Here is a 20,532-nt window from a genome sequence, read left to right on the forward strand (position 1 = left end):
CTAACAATGAAACTTTTTAGATATAAAACAGAAGAAGGAAATAAAACTGGCGTAAGCATTAACGATGCACATTACGATGTGAGCAGTCACATTTCAGAATACGACCGAGATTTTTTTGATGCAGATGGTATTGCAAAGCTAAAGGAAATAGTAGCCAATGGCGGACTTAGCAAGCTAGATGAACCGTTGGATTTTGATGCACCATTGTATCGCCCGGAAAAGATTATTTGCATTGGCTTGAACTATAGCAAGCACGCGGCAGAAAGTGGTATGGAGCCACCAAAGGAACCAGTGGTTTTCTTCAAGTCGCCCTCTAGCTTAACAGGCCCGTTCGACAACATCATTATTCCAAAAAACAGCACTAAAACTGACTGGGAGGTAGAATTGGCGGTAATTATTGGGAAAAAAGCCAATTACGTTTCTGAAGAAGAAGCCATGGATTATGTGGCAGGGTATGCAGTACATAACGATGTGAGCGAGCGCGAATTCCAGTTGGAAAGAGGAGGTCAATGGGTAAAGGGAAAGAGCTGCGATTCATTCGCTCCGCTCGGGCCTTATTTGGTTACCAAAGATGAGGTTGCAGACCCACATAACTTAAACCTTTGGCTAAAGCTCAATGGTAAAAAAGTACAGGATGGCAATACATCCGATTTCATTTTTAACATTCCGCAAGTAATCAGTCACTTGTCGCAGTTTATGAGCCTGATGCCGGGTGATGTTATCTCAACCGGAACACCAGAGGGTGTTGGCCTTGGCTTTAAACCACCGGTTTATTTAAAGCCAGGCGATGAAGTGGAGTTGGGAATTGAAGGGCTTGGTACGGCAAAACAAAAAGTAGTAGCCCATTCATGAAAATAGACGCGCATCAACATTTTTGGCATTACAGTCCGACCACACATGGCTGGATTACGGAGGACATGAAGGCGATAAGAAAGAGCTTTTTGCCCGATGACCTCGTCCCAGTGCTAAATGCCAATGGTGTTGATGGCTGCGTAGCAGTTCAGGCCGATCAAACAGAAGCTGAGTCTCAGTTCTTACTGGATTTGGCGGCAAAAAACCCTTTTATAAAAGCTGTAGTAGGCTGGACGGACCTAAAGTCCGATTCGCTTGAGGCGCGTTTGGAAGCCTATCAATCGCATGAATTGCTGAAAGGTTTTCGGCATATTGCCCAAGGCCAGCCCGCAGGTTTTTTGATCGATCCGGCATTTTCAAATGGCATTGCCGAGCTGAATAACTTCGGCTTTAGCTATGATATGCTGGTTTTCAATAACCAATTGCCAGAGGTGGTTGAGCTAGTAAAAAAGCTGCCAAGAATGCGTTTGGTATTAGACCATATTGGCAAGCCGAATATTCAAGCTGGGGAATTTGCAGAATGGAAGCGGGAGATCGAAAGGCTTTCTGCATTCGAGCATTTGTATGTTAAGCTTTCGGGCTTAGTAACTGAGGCCAATTGGCAGCAATGGCAGCTTTCGGATTTTGAACCGTATATAGAGTCGATTCTGGATGCTTTTGGTCCTGATCGAATTATGTTCGGTTCCGATTGGCCAGTATGTTTGGTAGCTGCAGATTATGGGCAGGTTTTGACCATCGTAAATCAATATATTGAGAAGCTGAGCACCGCAGAACAAGCCGCAATAATGGGAGAGAATGCAAAACGGTTTTATAGGATTAGACTGTGAATAAAGGAATGTTGAGCTCAAGTAGAAGTGTGTTAGTTTAAGAGATGGATTTAGGAATAAAAGATAAGGTATTCATTGTATCGGGAGGTGGAAAGGGCATTGGCGCTGCTATTTGTAGGTCTTTGGCTGCTGAGGGTGCCGTTCCGGTAATTGTTGGCCGTTCGGAGCAGGCGGGTTTAAACCTGTCAAAGGAATTGGCTGAGAAAGGGCAAAAGTCGCATGTAATAAGTTGCGAACTTTCTGAGGCTGCTAACTGCCAAATGGTGGTGGAAGAAACGATTAAGACTTTGGGCAGAATTGATGGCGTGGTGAACAATGCAGGAGTGAACGATGGTGCCGGATTGGAGTCGGGTGTAGAAGCTTTTGCGGCTTCCATCAAACTCAACCTTTTTCACTATTTCAATTTGGTACACTACGCTTTGCCAGAATTGAAGAAAAGTAAAGGCGCAATCCTAAATATCAGCTCAAAAACTGCGCTAACGGGGCAGGGAGGTACTTCTGGTTATGCTGCCAGCAAAGGCGCACAACTGGCATTAACCCGTGAATGGGCTGTAGAATTGTTGCCTTTTGGCATTCGTGTAAATGCCATAATTCCTTCCGAAGTAGATACACCACAGTATGCCAACTGGCTACAGACTTTTGACGATCCGGTAGCCCGCTTAAAGAAGATTACCGATAAAATACCTTTTGAAAAGCGGATGACCTCGGCCGAGGAAATTGCTGACTTATCAGTCTTTCTGCTTTCCGCAAAAAGCAGTCATACCACTGGGCAGTGGATGGTAGCTGATGGCGGTTATCTGCACCTGGACAGGGCATTGACCTAAAGGCTCCGCAGAAATTAACCTATGGAAATTTTTTAAGATGAAACGAAATCCTGTTGTACCGAAAAACCTGATTCTCCCTTTTATTCTCATAACCTCACTTTTTATGCTTTGGGGTTTTGCCAATGCTGTTACCGACCCAATGGTGCAGGCCTTTAAAAAGGTGCTGGAGTTGACTAACTCGCAAGCAGCATGGGTGCAAATGGCTTTTTACGGGGGCTATTTTTGCATGGCGTTGCCAGCTGCCTTGTTTGTTCGCAAGTACTCTTACAAAGTAGGCGTGCTTATCGGATTGGCACTTTACGCCTTTGGTGCTCTACTTTTTTATCCGGCTGCTATTACCGAGCAGTTTTGGTTTTTCTGCCTTGGCTTGTATATCCTTACTTTCGGTTTGGCTTTTTTGGAAACCACCGCCAATCCATACATTCTTGCAATGGGGTCCAGAGAGACAGCCACGCAGCGCCTTAATCTGGCACAGGCTTTCAACCCAGTAGGCTTGTTATTGGGGCTTTTGGTCGCCCAACAGTTTGTGTTAAAGCGTTTGCAGTCTGATGATATTGCAGATTTCTCTACGCTAGATCTTGCCAAGAAAACGCTGATTCGGACTTCCGACCTAATGGTTATCCGAAATCCGTATGTCATTTTAGGGCTGGTATTGATTGGTATTTTCATTCTTATTCTAGTAAGCAAAATGCCACAAGCCAAAGGCGATGGCAACATTCCAAACCTTAAAGAGACGTTCAATTCCCTTTTTAAAAACAAGAAATATGTGCTTGGCGTAATTGCGCAGGTGTTTTATGTAGGAGCGCAAATTATGTGCTGGACCTATATTTATCAGTATGCTGAAGCCATAGGTATTGCGAGCGAGACAGCGGCCAACTACCAGTTCGCAGCATTTGTATGCTTTTTAGTGGGTAGAAGTATTGGAACCTACATGCTAAGGTTTATTAACTCCGCTAAATTACTGACCATTTTTGCCCTTTTGGCCGGTATTTGCACGGTCTTAACGATTGTACTTCAGGGTATTCCGGGCTTGTACGCGCTGGTGGCTATTACATTATTTATGTCCATTATGTTTCCGACAATCTACGGCATATCACTCGATGGTTTGGACGAAGAAGTATCAAAAATCGGGGCTGCTGGACTTGTAATGGCTATTGTTGGCGGTGCCTTAATGCCCAAATGGCAAGGTATGATTATAGACATGGGCGGAAGTGGAGTAGCTGACACCAGCATTGCCGGAGTCTCAGAAGTAAACTTCTCCTTTGTGCTACCACTCATTTGCTTTGTGTACATTGGTTGGTACGGAAGGAAGGTTAGGCGATTGGCCAGTTGACATTAGTGAAGTAGGAGTATGGTCGTTTGGCATCGCTTCAGGGACCGAGGGGTAATTAGGGAACTAGGTGATTGGTAAATATTCAGCTCGTTTTACCCGTCATTGCGAGGCGTAAACTTCGCGAAAGCAGAAGGTTGCAACGTGGCAATCTGCCTGTTTTTTTAGCACTTAGCATCGTTGTCGCCTTCAAGAGGGGGCTTCGGGCGGGTGAGGAAAAGGTATCCTGAAAAGTAACAGAAAATGAGATTCCGGATATTTTTCTTCCCTTTTGAAATTTAGGAAGAAAAATTCTGGAATGACGATTAACGAAAATGAAACGATTCGCCCTAACCCTAGACCTCAAAAACGATCCTCAACTGATTGAACAGTACAAGGAGCATCACCGTGAGGTGTGGCCGGAGATCATAGAGAGTATCAAGGCATCTGGTATTATAAATATGGAGATATACCATATTGATACGCGACTCTTTATGATCATAGAAGCCTCAGATTGTTTTAGTTTTGAAAAGAAAGCTAAAATGGATGCGGATAACCCCAAAGTGCAGGAGTGGGAAGAACTAATGGATACCTATCAGCAGCGTTTGTCCTTTGCTAAAGCCGATGAAAAGTGGGTGTTGATGGAGAAGATATTTGGGTTGTAAAACCATTGCTTTGCCCTAGCAAGTTTACAAAAAGCAAGGTGTAACTTTGCTTAGAATTAGCAGGTCACACCTTTAAGTATTCAACCACGAAATGAAAGCCTATAACGGCTTTTAAAACATTAATCAATCACTGTAAATAGCTCTTCTTTTGGTTTTCTAACCTTTTTCATGCCTTCTAACCAATCATTCTCGGCATCTCTGTAGCCTACGCTAAGAATAAGTGTGCTTTTCAGCCCCTTTTCTTTCAAGCCTAAAATCTCATCCACTTTTGCGGGGTCAAAACCTTCCATAGGAGTAGTGTCAACTTCTTCCAATGCAGCGGCTACTAGGCCAAAGCCGAGTGCTATTCCTGCTTGTTTAGCTGCATGGTGGAAATTTTCCTCATTGGTTTTTGAAGTGAAAGTTTTTATCAGGCTTTTTCTGTAATCGTCTGTTTGAGAAGCAGGAATATCCCTTACCTCATTATTAAATTCAAAGAATGCGTTGATGCGTTCCTCAGTGTAGGTATCCCAAGCGGCAAACACCAGCACATGGCTCGATTCAACAATTTGAGGCTGTTTGGCGGCTTCATCCTTCAACTGTGCTTTAAGCGCTGGATTTGATATTACGATAACCTCGAAAGGTTGTAGACCGGATGAGGTTGGCGCCATTTGAATGGCTTCTAAAATTTTATCGATTTTTTCCTGTGGTACTGTCTGGCCATTCATTCTTTTGGTTGCATAGCGCCACTGTAAAGCTTCAGAAAATGTCATTTTATATGTTTTTATACACTCGAAGTGCGGTGATACAAATATTCAATGTACCAACATTTAATTAGGGTAAATAGTTGCAAGAAATTTGAGAAAAGGGATAGATAGACCGCTAGGCTATTCCATGCGGTCGAGTCGAAAAGCCACTGGCTAGTGTAGTGTTGGCCGTTACTGTGAACCGTGAACTAAAAAGCTGCTAACTAATTTCCAATGCCTTTTGGCTCATTGAGCAATCACCTATTCAGGCAATGCAAACGCCAAGAATGTATCGCCTGATTTGGTGCCTAGCTTACCTCCTCCAGCGGCTATAACCACATATTGTTTACCATTTATGGCATAAGTAGCTGGGGTCGCATAGCCAGCTGCTGGTAGCTTATATTCCCATAGCAATTCGCCATTCGTTTTATCGAAAACTCTAAACTTCTCATCGGGTGTGGCGGCAATAAAGATGAGGTTGCCAGCCGTTACCACTGGGCCACCATAACTTTCTGTTCCTGTGGTTGGTATTCCTTGCGCTTTTAGCGCTTCAACCTCGCCAAATGGAACGCGCCATTTTATCTCACCACTATTCAAATCAATGGCGTTTAGTGTTCCCCAAGGAGGCTGCATTGCCGGGTAGCCGTTGGCATCGTAAAGCTTTCTATAGCCCGTAAAGTTGTACGGAATAGCAAGGTCTTCCGCTTCCTCATGTGATTTGCCTGTCCATGACATAACACTTACTTCTTCTGTTTCGAACAGAAAATCCATTAATACTTTAAGGTCGTCTTCCTTTATATGACTGAACCCTGGCATTCTGCCTTTGCCTTTCTGTGTCAATTCGAGTACTTCAGCTCTTCCTAATCTCGATTTGAGATCGACAAGCGATGGAAATACGTGTTGTTGGCCGCTTCTATCGGCACCATGACAAGTAGAACAGTTGGCCATATACACTTTTCTGCCTGGCGTTATTACTTCGCCTGTAGGGTTAACAGGCACCATTTGGTGCAGCCAAGCCATTTCCGAGGCATTAATGTAGAGCATGCCGCTATCTGGCTCTACAGCCGCTCCGCCCCAGTCCGCCCCTCCATCAAAACCGGGGTAAATTACGGTGCCTTCAATAGAAGGTGGTGCGAACTTGTGCCCATAGTTAGCACCTTTAATTGCTTCTAAAACACTTGATTTAGAGTTAGGAAGAACTTGGCTGATGATGGACTCCGTAAACACCTGACCTGAAAATGGTGGTGGTTTAACAGGGTACGGTTGGGTAGGGGAAGCCTGCTCGTTTTTTAGGTTTGAAGCAGGTACAGGGCGCTCTTCAATCTCAAACAAGGGTTCCCCGGTAGTTCTATCAAAAAGAAAGGTCATGCCGTGCTTAGTGATTTGCGCCACTGCGTCAATCTTTTTGCCATTATGGGTAACCGTAAGTAAGTTAGGTTGTGCCGGAAGGTCACGGTCCCACATGTCGTGGTGAATAGTTTGAAAGTGCCATAGACGTTCGCCTGTTTTGGCATTTAATGCCAATAACGTGTTTCCGAAAAGATTATCGCCATGTCGGTTGCCACCATGAAAATCGAAGGCAGGCGATCCCGTAGGAATGTACACAATGCCTCTCTCTTGGTCTAAACTTAAACCTGCCCAAGCATTAGCACCACCTACTTCTTTGTATGCTTCAGGTGGCCAAGTTTCATAACCGAATTCACCAGGGTGTGGAATGGTGTGAAAGATCCATTCGATGTTGCCAGATGTTATATTGAAGGCACGAACATGGCCTGGAGCCGCAACTTGACCTTCGTTTACACGAGAACCCAGAATAAGTAAATCGTCATAAACAATTCCGGGGGATGTGGCTACTACTTCCAGGCTGGTTTCTTCACGCTCTAAACCTAGCCGCATGTCAACCTTACCCTTGTTGCCGAAGCGCTCTATTACCTTTCCCGTTTCGGCATTTAAAGCGATTAGGTAGTTGCCTGCGGTGAAAAGAATACGCTTGTCTTTGCCTTTATTCCAATAGACAACACCTCGGTTTACACCAGAAGCTAATCCACCATCAAACGGGTCGAATGTCCAAATTTCATCGCCTGTGGCTGCATTGAGTGCGATTACTTTGGTTTGCGGAGAGGTAACATACATTACACCATCTACTATAATTGGATTACACTGAATTTGCGAGCGTTCATCGGCATCACCAGTATTAAAAGTCCAAGCAAGTTCGAGTTGACGTACATTCGATTTATTAATCTGGTCTAACTGGGAATAGTGACTGGCTGTAGCGTCACCATGGTAAATACTCCAGTTTACAAAGTCATTATAGTCGGTAGATGTGTTGTTACAGCCAAGGCAAATAAGGGCCGTGGCCGCTAGGGCTAGTTTAAGGTTTTTCATGCAATCGTAGTGTTAGTGTCAATATAACACAATGATTGATTAGGAGATGTCTGAGTTCCCTAATGTTTAATCAATTATTATACTCGGAATACACTATAATACATGATGTGATTTACAGATGTTCCTAATGACTTATCTATACTCATGATATCGGGAGAGGTTTATCTCATTATCTTTAGACATTATTCTTAGTAAATTGATTTTGGACTTATGCTTAAAAGTGTTCGGCAACTATTTCTCATCATCCTAATTACAATATTGACCTTGGAATTAGTCATAAGGGGAATGATTTTATTGAAAACACCAGATAGTATACTTTTTGACGATGAAATTATTTTCAAGATTAAACCTTATGGAGAATACCTCGGGGTTGTTATGAATGATATCGGGTGTATCGGACCAGATTGGAAGGGCGAGAAACGCGATAATGAGAAGAGAGTATTGATACTAGGTGGATCTACTTCCTATTCGGTTGATTTGCCAAGAATTACGGCCGAAAATGTGAACAATAAAGGAAGTTACTCAATTGTGTCTTGTGGTAAGCCTAGATATACATCTTACATAAATCGAGTTAATCTCGAGCACAATCTTATGGCCTATAAGCCTGATATAGTTGTTCTATACATGGGCATTAATGATGCTATTTACAACAACTTTACTTGGGTAGATGATAAACCAGAAGTGGGATTTTTTAATTGGAAAAGCTATACCTCTTGGCTAAGCTACGATGTTCTTAAGTATTATTTGATAGATAAAGGGATTAGAGGCAATCCTGAATTTGCCACTGGAGCGTTAAGAAGTGAGGAGATTTTCGATCAAAATGTCAGGGCTATTATTAAAACGGCCGATCAGTTTGGGGTTGAAGTGATACTCTCAGACTTTGCGATTGCCTACCCAACTACTGATAAGAGGCTAGAGAATAAAATGTTGAGAATGGAGCCTCAAATGAAGCATTTTTGGGGTAATATTTCTTCTACGCGATACGCAGTAGAACGACATAATGCCATAATAAAAAAGTTAGCTGAAGAGTATGGTTTGTCGTTGGTTAGTGTCTTTGACAAAGTACCCAAAAACAGCGAGTATTTCGTAGATATCTGTCATATGACTACTAAAGGGAAGTATGTTTTGGCTAATGAAATAGCCAAGGCTATAATAATAGGTGCACCAGTTTCCAAACCACTAAACCCTCCTCTTACGAAGTACCCTTAGCTATTTCTTAGGTTTAGGCAAGGATATGAATAAATTTACTATGGCTATAAAATTCACTCTATGTTTATATTCATTGTCCAGTTCAACAACCAATTTCCCTTTGCTGATCCTTTACTGCATTTAGGGCGACAGAGACTAAGTATCTATTAGACTATTAATCTATACACCAACTTCTCAATTACCCGGTATCCTAGTTACCCAAACAACCCTCATTCCCTAAAGGGAGGCCAAGGGATACAGTTCTTGTTCGAAAATTATATCCACTCATCCTTTAGGGCTGGGGTACAAACCAAGTCCTGTTTTCCAACTTCCTAATCAACTAATTCACTTGGCCGGCTTCTCCGCTACGGTCGAGGTGAAAAGAGTGGAGAAATGATGACAGACCAATTCACAAATTCCCCTAACGACCATTGTCCAATTATCAATTAACTAGTCACTTTACGTCAATTGCCGTATTGAGTAGCATCTCTGTCATAGATAGGTTTGTAAAGGATAAACCAAACCGCTATGCGTATCGAAAATCGAACTCTCTTACTGCTATTCGCCCTATTGTTGGCTTTTGCCTGCGACCCCAAGGAAGACACTGACCCTGCCGTTGAGGCTGCAGAGAACATGAAATTCACGCAGTTGATGCCCACAACAGCCTATGCTACTGCATCGTCAATTATGGTCAGCCCGAATGAGCGATATATGATCTTTTTTGGTGCACATAAGCCGTTCTACTCGAAAGATGGCGGCCAAACAGTTGAAGAGCTTTTCGTTTACGGTAATGCAACTGGACACCCAATCAACATCAGCAATGATGGCCTTTTTGTTTATGGCGGTGGCGTTTACGATCTCGATAATATCCGTTCGGGTTCAGCAGCTATTCATCATGCCACTGGGGTAACTGATTCAGGCAAACTGGTCTACATTCAGAACGATGGAGCAAACGGCAAAACTTTCTTTATCGATGATAATGGAACTTACGTAAGCACTGGGGTTCGTTTAGAGATGGGTGAAGAATTCTACCTAGGTACTTTTGGGGAGAAAATGGGCTTCTTCGATTGGCGAAATAAGATCATTGCTGAGTTCGATGTAAGCACACAAACCTATACACAAACCACCTTGACTAATATGGATTACAAGAGGCTGTATGGTCTCGGTAACGACCGAAACAAGGTGAAAACAGCTTACAGCTATGGCTATTTCGCTTATGCTAAAGAAGGTGGTGTAATCATAATCACTCCTGAAGGGGAAATTCGCTATTACGAATACCCGGAAGACTATCGTATTTACCGAAATACTGAGGGGGGAATGAAGCTTTATAAAGATAAGGCCTATGTAAATATCTACGATCGCTGGGGAGTGAATCAGATGCATTTGGTTTCGGGCAATTCAATTGAACCCGTAGATAATGTTTCAGCCATTGCATTCGGAGAAGAGAGTGTTTTTACCCAAGGCTTTTTAGAAGGCGGAGACCGTTTTAGAGGGGGTATTATTAAAACCGTCAATGGTCAGCAGGAATACTTGCCATTAGATATGGGTTACCAATATCCTGGGGGGTACATGTTTGGGAAAACTTATGTGATTGGTGATTATGCTTATGCTGAAGACAAGGTGTTCAGTAGAAATAGTGAGACATATGCAACTTCGTCTATGGGCAATATCACAAGCATATTGCATGATGATGGCCGAACCATAGCTTACGCGGAAAAAGGAACTTTCACGACTTCCAATGGTAAGGACTGGAACTTAGAGTCTACCGATCCGCTAACACCTGAGCTAGTAGCAAAAGGTGCTGATGGAATTTACCATGCACTAACAGTTGAAATTAAAGTTTACGTATCTCCAAGCACCCAAGCCAGAAGCTATTCAGCAGATTTAAAAGCATATACCTCCAACAACGGTATCGATTGGACGGAAGTATCTGGTTCGGCTACCAGTCACCCAGGCTACGGACCTCGGCTGATTAGTTCGGATGGCACCGTGTATACGCAAGATACGAATGCAGGAAGTATTGGCTCAGCTAAACTGAGTGACGACTTTGGGGTGACTTGGCAAGGCTTGCTAAATGGCATGAACTTGACTAAGAACGAACCATTACCTGAAGGTTTCAAGACCAGTCATTTTGAATTGGGTACCGGAAAGTTTGTGTCCATTGTGTTTGAATTTGGTGGAGAAATGGGGGTTTCCGTTTGCGACAGCTCAACTGGCGGATGCACAGAACAAGTACTCGAAGTAAGCTTTGATGCTGCCGATATGTACACTCATGATGAGGAAATTACCCACACGGCTAACGATGAATTCGTGTTCAATACCCTAGAAGGAATCTACATTTCTAACCCCCTAAAATAAAACCATGCAACAATTACCATTAGAAGCGGCCGACATTAAAAAACTAAGGCTTAGGCTACTACCATTTTTTGCCTTTGCGGGCTTCTCAGGATTGATTTTTGCCTTTATTGGCTTCGCAGTTTTAGGTAAATCCAAGGACCCAATGGCCTTTGATGATATTGCTGTTTATGTCTTTATTGGCTTTGGCGTATTTTTCTTCAGCGTGATCGGTTATATGATTTGGGCCGTTTTTGCAGACCTGAAAAGAGGGGTGAAAAACCGCATCAGTGGCATGGTAACTAACAAAAGACTGAATGTACATCACAGCCAGACGCATCATCATAATACAAGCAGAAACCATAGCAGTAAAACTACCAGACACTACTATTTATATATAGATGATGAAGAGCATTCGGTAGATTTTAAGCACTATAATAAGGCTAAAGTGGGCATGCATATAGTGCTGGACAAGGCTCCAAAATCTAAGATGACTTTAGCTATGGAGCTTACCGGTCAGGAGGTGGTAGACCAAAAGGCGCACAAGCTTGAAGGCGAAACCAATGACAAGTTTCTCCAAACTATTTTTCCTGATGTAAAACTGACGCCTAAAGATGAAGAGGTGCTCAAGAACATTTTCAAAAGTCAGCAGAAGGCGCGCTATGTATGGTTGGTACCTACTTTGATCATGTTAGTAACCTTCTTAGCCAATGGCTTGGAAGGCCTTTTGATTCTCTTTTTTCCGGTGGTGATTATTCCGGCTTATCAGTTGTTCAAGATCATTCGGTCGTACAGAACCTACAAAATGAGTAAGCGCTATGGCTTTAAGCGTGGCATACCTGCGATTATTGAAGACAAGACAACTTTCACCTCTAATCGATCTAAAAGTGCTCAAAGACTGAAAACAACCATTGGCGTTATCACGGTGGAGTCCGTTACTTTCGATCAGTTACAAGTAGGAGACAGGCTAGTGGTTTTTAAACCGCAATACGGCAAACAACCACTCAGTATTATGACCATGGATCAGCAGGAGTATTATTTGTACTAGTGTGGTTGGTGAATTGGGTAACTAAGGAATTAGGAAACTGGTGAATTAGAGTATTAGTCATTTGTCAATGGTCATTAGTTAGCGGTATGTAGAGTTATGAGCTGTTGGAGTGGACTGAAAGCGTCATTTCAGACCGTCATTGCGAGGCGCTAAATGAACGAAGTGGAATTTTGCAACGTGGCGTTCTTTGCACCTACGTTTAAACGGATAGATTGCCGTGTCACAAGTTTGACTTAGGTCAAACTTCTTCCTCGCAATGACGGCAAGAACAGATTTCACCTGTTTCCTGATCAATAACTTTCCAAATTCCCTAATGACTCTTGACTAATGACCAATTCATCAGTTCCCCAATCCACTAATTCCCTGCTTCTCCGAAGCAATTACGTCAATTGCCTTATTGAGCTGCACTATATCAGAAGCTAGGTTTGTAATAACAACTAGAGAAAATTCAAATTATGAGAAAGCTTCAATTATTACTCGTTTTAATAAGTTTCTTTGGCTTTTCGGCCTTTGGCCAAAGCATCAAATGCGTAAAAGGTAACTGTGAGAACGGTTACGGCTTCGCTACCATGCACGATGCCAGCGGACAGGAATATGGCTACCAAGTGGGCTTCTATAAAGAAGGAAAACTAAACGGTGTGGCCAACCAAACCGGAACTTTCGGTAAGTTCTGGGGAACATTTAAAGACGGAAAAAGACACGGATTCTTCAGTTATGAAAGCGATGGCATCCTCTATGCCTTCGGTCAGTTTGTTGATGGAAAGAAAGAAGGACTGCATGTTATCCGTACACAGCAAGGCTACGATTACAAAGACTATAAAAACGATGCTCACGTGAGTAACAGTCCACTGGCAAGCACAGCAACAGCACCATGTGTATTGGGTAACTGTAATGACGGAAGAGGAGTAAAAATCAACGGTAACGATGCGGTTTACAGCTCTTGGAAGGGCGGTATGATGAACGGCATGACCATGCAGTTTCTACCTTCTCAGAGTAAGATCATCTTTTCAGAATACAAAGAAGGCATGCTCAACGGGCTACATATGATCTGGCATTTCGACAAGTCAGCTGAGATTATGCAGATGAAGGATGGTCAAAAAGATGGCAAGTATTTGAAGAGGAAAACCGACAGCACACACGAAGCAGCGATCTATAAAGCGGGTGTTCTAACCACTTCATTTTAAAACATGAATATGATGCGTCTATCCCTAATTATCGCCTTGACTTTCGTTTGTTTTCTGAGTGAGGCTCAGCTAAATATTCCACCTGCCAAAATGGAAGCTCACCCTGATTATGCAGCTTATCAGCGAGCAAAACAGGGTAAAGATCATAATGCCGCATTGCGTGCCGCAGCCAACTTGATTGAAACCTATCCGGGTAATTCGGTCGCTTTACAATTGGCGGCTGCATCGTTTTATGACATCAATAAACCGCAAGATGCCGCAGATTTTGTGCAATGGTCGGTAGCATACAATAGCTACGATAACGTTTCGAGCTTCTATGGTTTCATCTTCTCAGTGTTCGCAAATAGTCCTCAGGAGGTTCAGCAATATGTGCGCACCATGCAGAATGTGGGCAAATCAGCAGCAGATATGCAACGCGATTACCAGAGCATGAGTGGATACCTTAACTCATTAGCCAACTATCCCGATTTATCTGCCACGGTTCAAAAGGCGAAAGAGTATTTAGCGAATTACAATGAAGAAGGAGTGAAGCGAGCGAAAGCAGCTTATGAGAACTTGGCTTCTACGCTTGGCGCTTCTTATGATGGGATTGCCAATAACGAAACGGCTGCTCAAACCTTAGCCGATTGGGTCAAGGCCGAAGAGGCGGTGAAACAAGGCCTCATTTCTCGAATGATGTATGTTGAGGCGCTGGTAAACATTGCCAAGATATCTGAGACGGTCAATTTTGAGTTCGGTCAGAAGTTGGAGCCGCATTTGGAGAAAATCGTTTTCGATCAAACCAATTACAATCTAGCTTCCAGATACAGGGCTTATGAGCGATTGGCTAGAGTGCAATCGGCTATGAAAAGATGGGATAAAGTTGAAGCTTCTTCGAACCTTATTCTTTCGGATTTGAGTGGAAAGTTACCATCGACTGCCACGTTGGCTAAGGCTTACTTCTATCTGGTAATGGCTAAAACTGAAAGCAGAAACTACAAAGATGCTGCTGCTTTAGCCGATTCATATGCGGCTCAATTACCTAAGTTGAAATCGCCTGAATATTTGGCTGAGGCCTATTATGTAATTCTTCGTGCTTATGCCTTCAATAAGGAAATAGACAAGGCTCAGGCCATTGCTCATCAGGCTGAAAACTTCCTTAAGACTCCGGGAATCGATCAGATGAACTATGTCTCTTATGTGAAGAATGGACTTTCCAGTGTAGCCAATTTACTGGATAATGAAACGGTAGCTTCAACTGGAAATTCCTACAACGATGGTGTCCGATTAATGGAGCAAAAGAAGTATGCTGAATCGGCTGTTCAGTTTGAAAAGGCTAGGGCAGAAGAGGTTGCGATATTAGATAAAATGGATCCGTTAGAGCAGCGTGGTTACTTGGATAAATTCCAACGCATCAACGGATTTCTGGCGGGAGCTTACTACGAAACCAAGCAGTTCGACAAGATCTATGATGTTATCGAATCGAACCGAGCCTACGCTTTACTGAATGATAAAAGAAGCGATAAGAAACAGCTATCGCTGAAAGAATTACAGGCTGTTTTAGGCGAAGGTGAAGCTTATTTGTCGTTTATCGATGTTTCTAAGGGCACCACTTATGAAGGAACTTACCTCATGTGCCTGGTCACCAAAAATAATGTGGTGGTGAAGTATAATCGTTCGGCAGGAGCCTTCACTGATTTGCTCACCAGTCAAAAAGCTCAGTTGATCGAACTCGAAAAAGAACAGGCCAAAATGGAGTTCAGGAAGGAGAACCTCGACTACCTCAATGGAGCCAAAACACGAGTCGACAATACCTTCGCCAAGGGAGAATTCAAACTGATAACTCAGTATTTACGCAAGCACATGGAAGCCAAAGTGGTTGAAGGTAAGTATGTTTTCTACCAGAAAGAGAACTTGCCCGACTTGCTTAACCGATTCTATCACACCTTTATCAGTGGCTTGGATGTAGAGCTATTCACGGTAGAAAAGCTGACAATAAGTCCGGAGGGGTTGATTGGCACCATTCCATTCGATGCCCTGACAGATGACAATGGCCAATATTTGGCTGAACGTTTCGAGATTGGCTACATTCCGAATGCGGCCATGTTGCACATGCTACGTACCCAACCGAAAAGGACTTATGCCATGAATGTGTTGGGCTTTGGTGGTGCTACTTATGATTTACATTCGGCACAAAAAGCGCCTTTGGCTTCCCTGGGTGATCTTGAAAAACTCCGATACAGAGTACGTGAAGACTTAAAGAACAACAAGCCGCTCGACTATGCCTTTGCTACTTTTCAAAGCGATGAGCCGATGTCTTACCTAGAAGGTGGACGCGAAGAGGTTGCTAGGATTCAGAAAATTGTTCCGAAAACCGATACACGTATGGATGCTATGATGACCGAAAATGAGCTGAAGCGAATGAGTGCTGCAGGCGAGTTGGCGAAGTACCGTGCGGTGCATCTTTCAAGCCATGCCAGTGTGCATCCTTATGTCTTCGACCTCAGTAGCATTGCCATGACAGTGAAGTCAAGTCCGGTGAATGGTGAAGATGGGATGCTGGTAGTAGGAGAGTTAGAGAAACTGAATCTGCCAGTCGACTTTGTAATGCTCAGTGCCTGTCAAACTGCTTTGGGTGTAGAGTCCCCTGGCGATGGCATCAAAGGCTTGAATCAGGCACTATTGAATGCCGGAGCTAACAGTACCCTCACTTCCTTATGGAGTGTGAGTGACAGCGGAACCATGTTATTGACTATTCACCTTTATAACCGTGTTTTCAATGGAAATATGAGCACTTCTGCCGCTATTACAGATGTAAAAAGAAGCTTTATCAAAGGTGAGTTTGAAGGTCATACACATCCGTATTTCTGGGCACCATTTATTTATACGGGGTATTAGAAAAGAATTAAAAAGTCCACCTCCGGTCTTCGACCACCTCCGCCAGCGGAGGACATTAGACGATGCATCTCATCATAAAAAACGTTAAGCAGTAAGAGCGCTGAATCACAAGGCTTTAAAGCAAAATTTCCGGCCTTATATCCCCCGCTGGCGGGGGGTAGGGGGTGGATATATGAGTATTATTAACCAATGCGATCAACGGATAATTATTTCCCCAATCACCCAATTCCCTGCTTCCCTGAAGCATTTACGTCAATTGCCCTATGGAACGGCACTGAATGTCGAGGGATATTTGAACATGCAAATTCACAGAAACATGAAAACTCTTTTGTTCAGTTCGCTATTGCTTTTCAGCCTGAGTATTAAGGCGCAAAACATAGATAGTTTAACCACTTTGGCTAGCAATGGAAATGTAGAGGCTCAGTTAAGTCTTTTGGACTATTACATGGGGCAAAACAATCGCGCTAAAGCATTTGAATATTTACAGGCAGCTGCAGCCAGTAATCATGCGCCATCACAACATACCATGGGAGTGGTGAGTCAGCAGCAGGGTGATAGCGCTGCCGCACTCAAGTTTTTGCGTGCCTCTGCAGGGCAGGATTATTTACCGGCTATGCATGATTTGGCGGTGTTCTACATGAATGGCTGGGGCGTTGAGCCTTCTATGGATGAGGCTTTCAAACTATTTAAGGAAGCTGCTGATAAAGGTTATGCTGACTCTCAGAATAACATGGGGAATATCTACACGAATGGAGCGGGAGTAGAGCAAGATTATGTGGAAGCAAAGAGATACTATGAGCTTGCCTCAGATCAAGGTTTACCTTTGGCTCAGTTCAATTTGGGCGCTCTGTATATGGAAGGAAAAGGTGTAGAAAAGGACATGCCTAAGGCCGTTGAATTATTTACACTGGCAGGAGGCCAAGGACACTTGGAGTCTCAGAAAAATCTTGGTGTGATCTATAAACTCGGAATGGGAGTAGAGGTAGATCTCGCTAAAGCACAATACTGGTTTGGTTTGGCAGGTAAGCAAGGCGATCAGGACGCCATGAAAGCATTTCTCGAACTGAATAAAGGCGGTGGCCAATAAAGCACAGCAAGCATAGCATGTCAGGTTTATTCTCTAGGTTGATTGTAATTGCAGGGTTCTTCGCTCTGCTTTTACTTTTTCTATATGTACAGTTTTCCGAAAACAGGAGAATGAAAATGCTGAAAGCAATTCCGGCCTTCACTACCGTACTAGCCATTTGGGGCCTCTGCACCAGTTGGTTTTGGTTTTACCTTTTCAATCTGTATCTAAGTTTGCCGGCACTGGTATTAGCTATTGTATTGAATGCCTATTCAACCTATAAAGTGCTTAATCCTAAGCTGGTCCGTATCAACTCGATTCTTATTCTATCTGCTTTCGTCCTTGGTGCCTTAAGCTTTGTGTATTTTGATGTTTAGGATAATCCACCTCCGTCCTTCGGACACCTCCGCCAGCGGAGGACATTAGACGTTGCATCTCATTACAAAGAACATTAAGCAGTAAGGATACTGAATCACAAGGTTTTAAAGCAAAATTCCAGGCCTTATATCCCCCGCTGGCGGGGGTTAGGGGGTGGACATTTGGATGATAATCAGAAATGTACGACTGAAGAATCTCCAAGTGTAGATGTTTCCTTAGGGGATTCTTCGCTTCATTACATTTCGCTCTGAATGACGGTTCGGACGAGCTTCTCCTGTTTTCTGATCAACTAATCACCCAACTACCCTCAATCCCTAAAGCGATGCCAAAGAATCCAATTTCAGGAATCAAGATTTATTCCTTCACCCTTTAGGGTTGGGGTTAAATCTAACTTCCATTAACTGAGCACCAATTTCCCATTCCCAAAATGCCTAATGACCACTTCACCAGTTTCCCTGGCAGGCCTCTCCACTATGGTCGAGGTGAAAAGGTTAGTGGCCAAGGGCAACACACTGTTTTCTGTCTTTCCGATTAACTGATATACAGATAACCAATTCCAGAACTACCCTCAATCCCTAAAGGGATGCCACAAGAATCAATTTTAGATACGAAACGTTATCCATCACCCTTTAGGGTGGGGGTAAAAACCGAATCTGAGTCTTAATTTACTAATTCCCCAATCCACTAATTCCCCAATCCACTAATTCCCCAACATTACGTCATTTGCCCTATTTACTCCCGCCTGTAGTCTGAGCAACTTTGAAGTGACTAAAGACCCTTTTTCATGAAGAACAGGAAACAACTAAAGCAATCGACTAAAACAGTTTTTGGTGTGGCCATACTCATGCTGATGAGTTTCAACCTTTCGGCACAGGGAATTGTAGAGGGAGGACTTTTTCAGCATTACTACCGCATGAATCAGAAAAAGTTAGAGGAGATGAAAGAACTCAAAAGACTGGCCTGGTCAGAATACAGTAAGTTGGTAGATGTCTCCCTAGTAAAAGCAGAAGGCGAATATCTGGCAGCACAGAGGAGTAAAAAGAAGTACGATGAACTCACCTTCACTTTAGGTGGCCGAAAACTGGTTACATCGGGTAAGGTATACTTTAGCAAAAGCACGGTTGAGCGCAATGGCTATTATGTGCCTAAAATAGGTGGTGTATCTATAGTGCCGAATGCAGATATACGCTATCAGGGCAGTGGTAAATTGTTCGCCAGCATAGACGATATTGAAGGCAGTATCATCAAACCTTCAGGTAATCTTTACAACGAGGATGGTAGCGTTTTTTATAGCGAAGAGTTAGACGAAACCGGCCAATACATTTACCGAACGGCTACAAAACCAAATGGCGACTACGACTTTATGTTGTATTCACCCAATGGTTCGCAAAGAAACAAAGCCGATAAATTCGGGACCTATAGCCCTAATATGGTTTATCCGTTTGGTGCCGGTGGTACCCAGTATATTTCGCCAGAGGCCAAAGAAATTTCACTGATCAATTTTGAGAATGGAGATAAGTACATCGGCTTCTCTACTGCCGGAACTTATGACACGCGAGGCTCGGGTACTTTTACTGGCTATATGCCAACACTTTTTATGGAATATGGCAACGGAGGCGTGTTCTTTCTAGAGCGACCATGGGCAGAGCAACCTTATGCATGGGCTTTGGTGGTAGATGGCGAAGTGGAAATGACTATTCCTGCCGATATATCTGAAAAGCCGCAAGTCGATAGTCTGCTGAATAACCTGGAGGTGAACATGTCCTACTATCCGTACCCCACTTATATGTTGGATGAGAAGGAGAAAAAGGATGCCATTTGGTGGCCGACCATGTCGGGGCAAATGCTCAGTAAAGACACCGCCAATCTAAATGGTTATGGTATCAAGTTTCATACGGCTGATTCTGCTTTTAGGGGCGACCATTCCTATCTGGAAGTCGGCACATTCCAAAACGGAAAACTGCATGGAATGGGGTATAGGGTGAACATTACCAGACTTTATAACAACCAATTTTCAAGCAGACCGAAAAACGAAACCGAAGACTATGATGCTTTTGCTGCTCGAGTAAAAGGAGCTGCTGGGGTTTTTAATAATGGTGAATTGTTAGATGGTCGCGTGTTAGATATTGATAATGCCCGCAAAACCTATAAAAACGGTAATCGCTGGAAGCACATTCCAGTTGAAGGCTTTGCCTTTATTGGCAATGTGCCACTTAGCTTTAAAGGAAGCCTTTATTATGGCGATATGCCTTACACCGATTTACCGAATGACAAGGCGAATGTTTATGTATCCGAAATTCAGCGCATTATAAAGGTGCTTGAAATTGACACCACCAGAAAGGCCCTTAAAGTAATGGGCGACTATGACGAACCCGTTTGGCTCGATGAAAACTCTGGGCCGATCTATTGGCTCTACTCTGTAAATAGTGCTTCAACAAGCTTGTGCCCAAGAACCATTACCCGAAAGAAGTTTAAAGAGATTAATGTGAAGAAATCTATACCGCGCAATACCACCACTGTGCGAAAGGTAAACGGAGCCATAGTAGATTATTACTACACCACCCGGAAGAGCGACCCGATAGAATATACTGTAAAAGAAACCGTGTCAGACGGCTATGAAACCGTAACCTGTCCGGTTTGCCATGGCGAAGGAGTTGTAAGCGTAAAAGCCCTTGCAAGCCAGTATAAACAGCTAGTGTTTCATTGATAAGATTAAATAGTAGTCTTTAGTTGAGTCTCAGGTTAGTCACCTGTTTAGTTGAGAAAGCAGCACATACGGTGCTGCTTTTTTTGATAACGGTTTGGTTAAGCGAAGTACGTGATTTAAAAGCGGTAGCCCCGAAGGGTCGGGGTGAGTCGTGCACGGGCGG

General features: G+C 43.4%; 15 protein-coding genes. 13 read left to right on the forward strand and 2 right to left on the reverse strand.

Annotated elements, in window-relative coordinates; all coding sequences use genetic code 11:
- The first annotated feature begins 6 nt into the window (after nucleotides 1-6).
- From BMW98_RS09660 to BMW98_RS09680, 5 genes are all read left to right on the forward strand, one after another.
- On the forward strand, nucleotides 7-852 hold the full coding sequence (locus tag BMW98_RS09660) for a fumarylacetoacetate hydrolase family protein (protein ID WP_090258380.1): 846 nt from the start codon (nucleotides 7-9) through the stop codon (nucleotides 850-852).
- Nucleotides 849-1,679: an amidohydrolase family protein gene (locus BMW98_RS09665; RefSeq protein WP_090258381.1), complete on the forward strand. Its 831-nt coding sequence runs from the start codon at nucleotides 849-851 to the stop codon at nucleotides 1,677-1,679. The genes BMW98_RS09660 and BMW98_RS09665 overlap by 4 nt, the downstream gene beginning before the upstream one ends.
- Before the next feature lie 44 nt (nucleotides 1,680-1,723).
- The gene (locus tag BMW98_RS09670) at nucleotides 1,724-2,503 is read left to right on the forward strand and encodes an L-fucose dehydrogenase (protein WP_090258382.1); all 780 of its coding nucleotides are present in this window, start codon (nucleotides 1,724-1,726) and stop codon (nucleotides 2,501-2,503) included.
- 37 nt (nucleotides 2,504-2,540) lie between these two features.
- The gene (gene fucP / locus BMW98_RS09675) at nucleotides 2,541-3,836 is read left to right on the forward strand and encodes an L-fucose:H+ symporter permease (RefSeq protein ID WP_090258383.1); all 1,296 of its coding nucleotides are present in this window, start codon (nucleotides 2,541-2,543) and stop codon (nucleotides 3,834-3,836) included.
- A 311-nt stretch (nucleotides 3,837-4,147) separates the two neighbouring features.
- Entirely contained in the window at nucleotides 4,148-4,477 is a 330-nt protein-coding gene (locus tag BMW98_RS09680; RefSeq protein WP_090258384.1) for an L-rhamnose mutarotase, read from the forward strand.
- A gap of 119 nt (nucleotides 4,478-4,596) precedes the next feature.
- Here BMW98_RS09680 and BMW98_RS09685 read toward each other — a convergent pair whose 3' ends face one another.
- Together BMW98_RS09685 and BMW98_RS09690 are read right to left on the reverse strand one after the other, a co-directional pair.
- Nucleotides 4,597-5,229: an NAD(P)H-dependent oxidoreductase gene (locus tag BMW98_RS09685; RefSeq protein WP_090258385.1), complete on the reverse strand. Its 633-nt coding sequence runs from the start codon at nucleotides 5,227-5,229 to the stop codon at nucleotides 4,597-4,599.
- Between the two features lie 234 nt (nucleotides 5,230-5,463).
- Nucleotides 5,464-7,587 carry an outer membrane protein assembly factor BamB family protein gene (locus BMW98_RS09690; RefSeq protein ID WP_090258386.1) on the reverse strand — a complete coding sequence of 708 codons (2,124 nt, stop codon included), beginning with the start codon at nucleotides 7,585-7,587 and terminating at the stop codon, nucleotides 5,464-5,466.
- Between the two features lie 285 nt (nucleotides 7,588-7,872).
- Between BMW98_RS09690 and BMW98_RS09695 the strand changes: the two genes are divergently transcribed.
- The 8 genes from BMW98_RS09695 to BMW98_RS09730 all read left to right on the forward strand — a co-directional run bounded on the left by BMW98_RS09695 (nucleotide 7,873) and on the right by BMW98_RS09730 (nucleotide 20,369).
- Complete coding sequence (locus tag BMW98_RS09695) at nucleotides 7,873-8,796, forward strand: SGNH/GDSL hydrolase family protein (protein WP_162844756.1); 924 nt, start codon at nucleotides 7,873-7,875, stop codon at nucleotides 8,794-8,796.
- A 507-nt stretch (nucleotides 8,797-9,303) separates the two neighbouring features.
- The gene (locus BMW98_RS09700) at nucleotides 9,304-11,133 is read left to right on the forward strand and encodes a hypothetical protein (RefSeq protein ID WP_090258388.1); all 1,830 of its coding nucleotides are present in this window, start codon (nucleotides 9,304-9,306) and stop codon (nucleotides 11,131-11,133) included.
- 4 nt (nucleotides 11,134-11,137) lie between these two features.
- Entirely contained in the window at nucleotides 11,138-12,157 is a 1,020-nt protein-coding gene (locus tag BMW98_RS09705) for a hypothetical protein (RefSeq protein WP_090258389.1), read from the forward strand.
- A gap of 455 nt (nucleotides 12,158-12,612) precedes the next feature.
- Complete coding sequence (locus BMW98_RS09710) at nucleotides 12,613-13,341, forward strand: toxin-antitoxin system YwqK family antitoxin (protein ID WP_090258390.1); 729 nt, start codon at nucleotides 12,613-12,615, stop codon at nucleotides 13,339-13,341.
- A 9-nt stretch (nucleotides 13,342-13,350) separates the two neighbouring features.
- Complete coding sequence (locus BMW98_RS09715) at nucleotides 13,351-16,218, forward strand: CHAT domain-containing protein (RefSeq protein WP_162844755.1); 2,868 nt, start codon at nucleotides 13,351-13,353, stop codon at nucleotides 16,216-16,218.
- Nucleotides 16,219-16,534: 316 nt separating this feature from the next.
- Complete coding sequence (locus tag BMW98_RS09720; RefSeq protein ID WP_162844754.1) at nucleotides 16,535-17,305, forward strand: tetratricopeptide repeat protein; 771 nt, start codon at nucleotides 16,535-16,537, stop codon at nucleotides 17,303-17,305.
- Nucleotides 17,306-17,322: 17 nt separating this feature from the next.
- Nucleotides 17,323-17,661, forward strand: a complete 339-nt coding sequence (locus tag BMW98_RS20440; RefSeq protein ID WP_147407719.1) for a hypothetical protein — start codon at nucleotides 17,323-17,325, stop codon at nucleotides 17,659-17,661.
- Between the two features lie 785 nt (nucleotides 17,662-18,446).
- Nucleotides 18,447-20,369: a hypothetical protein gene (locus tag BMW98_RS09730; protein ID WP_090258394.1), complete on the forward strand. Its 1,923-nt coding sequence runs from the start codon at nucleotides 18,447-18,449 to the stop codon at nucleotides 20,367-20,369.
- Nucleotides 20,370-20,532 lie beyond the last annotated feature (163 nt).

It is taken from the genome of Roseivirga pacifica, assembly GCF_900111145.1.
GTDB classification, from domain to species: domain Bacteria; phylum Bacteroidota; class Bacteroidia; order Cytophagales; family Cyclobacteriaceae; genus Roseivirga; species Roseivirga pacifica.